The organism is Streptomyces sp. NPDC052701 (assembly GCF_040678355.1).
Taxonomy (GTDB): domain Bacteria; phylum Actinomycetota; class Actinomycetes; order Streptomycetales; family Streptomycetaceae; genus Streptomyces.
The window spans coordinates 22,673-28,672 of sequence record NZ_JBFATO010000006.1; the positions used below are offsets into that span (position 1 = coordinate 22,673).

Annotated in this window: 1 protein-coding gene; it reads left to right on the forward strand. The window is 71.7% G+C overall.

Going from position 1 to position 6,000, the window contains the following annotated elements; genetic code table 11:
- Positions 1–973: 973 nt before the first annotated feature.
- Positions 974–5,911, forward strand: coding sequence for an NAD-glutamate dehydrogenase (locus tag AB0L29_RS09820; protein ID WP_365825204.1), 4,938 nt, complete (start codon positions 974–976; stop codon positions 5,909–5,911).
- Positions 5,912–6,000 lie beyond the last annotated feature (89 nt).

Genomic DNA, 6,000 nt, shown 5'->3' on the forward strand with positions numbered 1-6,000 from the left:
GCCTTGGCCCCCCGGTTCCGGACGCCGACGCGGTCTGCATGCCGGGCTCCGGTGCCGGGTACCCGGTGAGGCAGCGACCGCGGCCGTGGGCACCGGGCCGCGGCGGATCTGCGTGACCGGTTCGCCGGTGCCGGAGAAGGACGTGAGGATCGTGCGGAGTCCGGGGTTGTCGCGGAGCAGGCCGGGAGGGCGCCCGCCGGGGACGGCGCGACGGCGGCGTACCGGCCGGGGCGGGTCCGCGAGAAGGCGGGCGCGGCGGGCCGGGCGCGCCGGGCCGGGCGCGGCCGGGTTCCTCGGCGCGGGCGCCGAAGCCGGCCTCGAAGGCGTGGGCGACGGACCCGGGCTCCTTGCGGGCGGGGACGGTGGCACGAACGCCGTAGCCCTCCTCGCGCGGGCGTCGGCGGGCGTGCGGCCTTTCGGGGGAGTGCGCCGCGCCACCGGTGAGGACGGCCGCTCCTCGCGGTGCCGGCGGGGTCTCTCCTGCGGGACCGGTCGTCAGGAGGGCGGGAGGGCCGTGCCGGTGGTCCCACCGTCCGTAAGCGCGCACTGTGCAGAACGTCAAACTTCCACCCCCGGTTTTGTACACATACGGCTCATGACGGGCCCCCTGTGAGGAGCGATAGCCTTGGTGGCGTGATCAGCGCGATAGCTCGCGGGGACGCCGTCGTTCCTGCCCTGCGCCCGGAGAGCACGGACGAGATCCGTGACCGGGCGGCGGTCGCTGGTCTTCGCGGGCGGGACGGGGCATCGAGGATTCCCGGGGCGCCGAGCACTCCACCGGCCCGGACGTCGCCGAGCGCGGCGGCGCATCCGTCGGCCGGCTCAGGAACGGCTCACACACACCCGCTCGTCTCACCTTGCGGCACAGCGCCGGAGCAGACCGGACACCCCGCGTCGCGGCGTGAGCCCGTGAGCGCAGAGACCGTACTTCCTTCTACGTCACGCAAAGGCGCGCGACAGGAGCCAGAGGACAATGCAGACCAAGCTGGACGAAGCCAAGGCCGAGCTGCTCGAGAGGGCCGCCCGGGTAGCTGAGAACAGCCCGGCCGGGAGCCACCTACCGGCCGGGACGACGAGCGAGGGCACCCCGGAGACCCCGGACAGCGAGGCCCTCCTCGCGTTCCTCCAGCGCTACTACCTGCACACCGCCCCGGAGGACCTCACCGACCGCGACCCGGTCGACGTCTTCGGAGCCGCTGTCTCGCACTACCGGCTGGCCGAGAACCGCCCCCAGGGCACGGCCAGCGTGCGGGTCCACACCCCGACCGTCGAGGAGAACGGCTGGACGTGCAGCCACTCCGTCGTCGAGGTCGTCACCGACGACATGCCCTTCCTGGTGGACTCCGTCACCAACGAGCTGACGCGGCAGGGACGCGGCATCCACGTCGTCATCCACCCGCAGTTCGTGGTGCGGCGCGACGTCACCGGCAAGCTCATCGAGGTGCTGCCCACCCGGCCCACCGGCGACCTCCCGCACGACGCGCACGTCGAGTCCTGGATCCACGTCGAGATCGACCGCGAGACCGACCGCGGCGACCTCAAGCAGATCACCGCCGACCTGCTGCGCGTGCTGTCCGACGTCCGCGAGGCCGTCGAGGACTGGGGCAAGATGCGGGACGCGGCCACCCGGCTGGCGGAGGGGCTGCCGGACGAGCCCGTCCCCGCCGACCTGCCCGGACCGCAGGTCGAGGAGGCCCGCGAGCTGCTGCGCTGGCTGGCCGACGACCACTTCACCTTCCTCGGCTACCGCGAGTACCAGCTGCGCGAGGACGACTCGCTGGCCGCCGTCCCCGGCACCGGCCTGGGCATACTGCGCTCCGACCCGCACCACGCCGACGACGAGGCGCACCCGGTCAGCCCGTCCTTCGGGCGGCTGCCCGCCGACGCCCGGGCCAAGGCGCGCGAGCACAAACTGCTCGTGCTGACCAAGGCCAACAGCCGGGCGACCGTGCACCGGCCGTCGTACCTGGACTACATCGGGGTGAAGAAGTTCGACGCGGCGGGCAACGTCGTCGGCGAGCGGCGCTTCCTCGGCCTCTTCTCCTCGGCGGCCTACACCGAGTCCGTGCGCCGCGTCCCGGTCATCCGGCGCAAGGTCGAGGAGGTCCTGGAGCGCGCCGGCTTCTCGCCCCACAGCCACGACGGGCGGGACCTGCTGCAGATCCTGGAGACCTACCCGCGCGACGAGCTGTTCCAGACGCCCGTCGGCGAACTGCAGTCCATCGTCACCTCCGTGCTGTACCTGCAGGAGCGGCGCCGGCTGCGCCTCTACCTGCGCCAGGACGAGTACGGGCGCTACTACTCGGCCCTCGTCTACCTCCCGCGCGACCGCTACACCACCGGCGTGCGCCTGCGGATCGTCGACATCCTCAAGGAGGAACTCGGCGGCACCAGCGTCGACTTCACCGCCTGGAACACCGAGTCGATCCTCTCCCGGCTGCACTTCGTGGTCCGCGTCCCGCAGGGCACCGAGCTGCCGCACCTGACCGACGCCGACAAGGAGCGCATCGAGGCCCGCCTGGTGGAGGCCGCCCGCTCCTGGGCGGACGGCTTCACCGAGGCGCTGAACGCCGAGCTCGGCGAGGAACACGCCGCCGAGCTGCTGCGCCGCTACGGCAACGCCTTCCCCGAGGGCTACAAGGCCGACCACACCCCGCGCAACGCGGTCGCCGACCTCGTCCACCTCGAACAGCTCGACGAGGAGCGCAACTTCGCGCTCAGCCTGTACGAGCCGGTGGGCGCCGCGCCCGAGGAGCGCCGCTTCAAGATCTACCGCCGGGGCGACGCCATCTCCCTGTCGGCCGTGCTGCCGGTCCTGAACCGGCTCGGCGTGGAGGTCGTGGACGAGCGGCCGTACGAGCTGCGCTGCGAGGACCGCAGCGTCGCCTGGATCTACGACTTCGGCCTGCGCATGCCCCCGGCGCGCGGCGGCGGCGCGGCCTCCTTCGACGACGCCCGCGAGCGGTTCCAGGACGCCTTCGCCGCCACCTGGACCGGCAAGGCGGAGAACGACGGCTTCAACGCGCTGGTGCTGAGCGCCGGGCTGACCTGGCGGCAGGCGATGGTGCTGCGCGCGTACGCCAAGTACCTGCGCCAGGCGGGCTCCACGTTCAGCCAGGACTACATGGAGGACACCCTCCGCAACAACGTCCACACCACCCGGCTGCTCGTCTCCCTGTTCGAGGCGCGGATGTCGCCGGAGCGGCAGCGGGCCGGGCACGAGATCGTGGACGCCCTGCTGGAGGAGCTCGACGCGGCCCTGGACCAGGTGGCCTCCCTCGACGAGGACCGCATCCTCAGGTCCTTCCTCACCGTCATCAAGGCGACCCTGCGCACCAACTTCTTCCAGCAGGCCGACGACGGCACGCCGCACGACTACGTCTCGATGAAGTTCGACCCGCAGGCCATCCCCGACCTGCCGGCACCCCGCCCGGCGTTCGAGATCTGGGTGTACTCGCCGCGCGTGGAGGGCGTGCACCTGCGCTTCGGCAAGGTCGCGCGCGGCGGCCTGCGCTGGTCCGACCGCCGCGAGGACTTCCGCACCGAGATCCTCGGCCTGGTCAAGGCGCAGATGGTGAAGAACACCGTCATCGTGCCGGTGGGCGCCAAGGGCGGTTTCGTCGCCAAGCAGCTGCCCGACCCGAGCGTCGACCGCGACGCCTGGATGGCCGAGGGCATCGCCAGCTACCGGACCTTCATCTCGGCACTGCTCGACATCACCGACAACATGGTCGCCGGCGAGGTCGTGCCCCCGGCGGACGTCGTCCGCCACGACGGGGACGACACCTACCTCGTCGTCGCCGCCGACAAGGGCACCGCGACCTTCTCCGACATCGCCAACGAGGTCGCCGCCAAGTACCACTTCTGGCTCGGCGACGCCTTCGCCTCCGGCGGCTCGGCCGGCTACGACCACAAGGGCATGGGCATCACCGCCCGCGGCGCCTGGGAGTCCGTCAAGCGGCACTTCCGGGAGCTGGGCGTGAACACGCAGGCCGAGGACTTCACGGTCGTCGGCATCGGCGACATGTCCGGTGACGTGTTCGGCAACGGCATGCTGCTCTCCGAGCACATCCGCCTGGTCGCCGCCTTCGACCACCGGCACATCTTCGTCGACCCGGACCCGGACGCGGCCGTCTCCTACGCCGAGCGCCGCCGCCTGTTCGAACTGCCGCGCTCCAGCTGGGAGGACTACAACCAGGACCTGCTGTCGCCCGGCGGCGGCGTGTTCCCGCGCACGGCCAAGTCGATCCCCGTCAACGCCCACATCCGCGAGGCCCTCGGCATCGAGGAGAAGGTCACCAAGATGACCCCGGCCGACCTGATGAGGGCCATCCTCAAGGCGCCGGTGGACCTGCTGTGGAACGGCGGCATCGGCACCTACGTCAAGGCCTCCACCGAGTCCCACGGCGACGTCGGCGACAAGGCCAACGACGCCATCCGCGTCGACGGCAGGGACCTGCGCGTCAAGGTCGTCGGCGAGGGCGGCAACCTGGGCCTGACCCAGCTCGGCCGGATCGAGTTCGCGCTGCACGGCGGCCGGATCAACACCGACGCCATCGACAACAGCGCGGGCGTGGACACCTCCGACCACGAGGTGAACATCAAGATCCTGCTCAACGGCCTGGTCGCGGACGGCGACATGACCGTCAAGCAGCGCAACAAGCTGCTCGCCGAGATGACCGACGAGGTCGGCCGCCTGGTGCTGCGCAACAACTACGCGCAGAACACGGCCATCGCCAACGCGCTGGCCCAGTCCAAGGACATGCTCCACGCCCAGCAGCGCTTCATGAAGCACCTGGTGCGCGAGGGCCACCTCGACCGGGCGCTGGAGTTCCTGCCCACCGACCGCCAGATCCGCGAGCGGCTCGCCCAGGGCCAGGGCCTGACCAGCCCGGAGACGGCCGTACTGCTGGCGTACACGAAGATCACGGTCGCCGAGGAGCTGCTGCACACCTCGCTGCCCGACGACCCGTACCTGAAGGGCCTGCTGCACGCGTACTTCCCGACCGCGCTGCGCGAGCAGTTCGCCGACCGCATCGACGGCCACCCGCTGCGCCGCGAGATCACCACGACGGTCCTGGTGAACGACACGGTCAACACGGGCGGTACGACCTACCTGCACCGGCTGCGCGAGGAGACCGGCGCGTCGCTGGAGGAGATCGTCCGGGCGCAGACCGCGGCCCGCGCGATCTTCCGCGCCTACCCGGTGTGGGACGCGGTGGAGAGCCTGGACAACAAGGTCGAGGCCGCCGTGCAGACCCGTATCCGGCTGCACTCCCGCCGTCTGGTGGAGCGCGGCACGCGCTGGCTGCTCAACAACCGGCCGCAGCCGCTCCAGCTCGCCGAGACGGTCGACTTCTTCTCCGACCGGGTCGAGCAGGTCTGGACGCAGCTGCCGAAGCTGCTGCGCGGCGCGGACCTGGAGTGGTACCAGCACATCTACGACGAGCTGACGGGCGCCGGCGTGCCGGACGAACTCGCCACCCGGGTGGCAGGGTTCTCCTCCGCCTTCCCCACGCTCGACATCGTCTCGGTGGCCGACCGCACGGGCAAGGAGCCGCTGGACGTCGCCGAGGTCTACTACGACCTCGCCGACCGGCTGTCCATCACCCAGCTGATGGACCGCATCATCGAGCTGCCCCGCGCCGACCGCTGGCAGTCCATGGCCCGCGCGGCGATCCGCGAGGACCTGTACGCGGCCCACGCGGCGCTCACCGCCGACGTGCTGTCGGTGGGCGACGGCTCCTCGACGCCGGAGCAGCGCTTCAAGACGTGGGAGCAGAAGAACGCGGCGATCCTGGGCCGGGCGCGCACCACGCTGGAGGAGATCCAGGGCTCGGACGAGTTCGACCTCGCCAACCTGTCGGTGGCGATGCGCACCATGCGCACGCTGCTGCGGACGCACTCGTAGGACGCGCCCGCGAGCGGTACGCGTGACAAGGGGCGCCCCGGGCCGGGCCGGCCCGCGGGGGCCCCTGTCACGCGCACACGCGGGGCCCG